Here is a 291-nt window from a genome sequence, read left to right as displayed (position 1 = left end):
ATATTTTGGTTGACGGCCGCTTTTTAGAAGGGCAAAAGGATTTGACGCTGCAGTTTCGTGGCAGTGCCAACCAGCGCATCATCGACGTGCAGAAATCATTAAAAGCCAACCAAGTCGTTATCTGGGATAAGCTGGTTCACTAGAAAAGAGGCCATCATGACATTAAAAATCAATCATCTGCATGCCATTATCAAAGATACCGGCGAAGAAATCTTAAAAGGCGTTGATCTAACGGTGCCAACCGGTGAGATTCATGCCATCATGGGTCCCAATGGCACGGGAAAGTCGACG

At 46.0% G+C, this 291-nt stretch carries 2 protein-coding genes; both read left to right on the top strand.

Going from position 1 to position 291, the window contains the following annotated elements; translation table 11 throughout:
- The first annotated feature begins 5 nt into the window (after positions 1-5).
- Entirely contained in the window at positions 6-143 is a 138-nt protein-coding gene (locus P0G09_RS20115; protein ID WP_342760586.1) for a 4Fe-4S cluster-binding domain-containing protein, read from the top strand.
- Positions 144-156: 13 nt separating this feature from the next.
- A partial coding sequence (locus P0G09_RS20110; RefSeq protein ID WP_342760585.1) for an ATP-binding cassette domain-containing protein occupies positions 157-291 on the top strand: 135 nt, incomplete at its 3' end.

Source organism: Faecalibacterium sp. DFI.5.82 (assembly GCF_029076575.1).
GTDB classification, from domain to species: Bacteria; Bacillota; Clostridia; order Oscillospirales; family Ruminococcaceae; genus Faecalibacterium; species Faecalibacterium duncaniae.
This window is presented reverse-complemented; position numbering and strand designations above follow the sequence as displayed.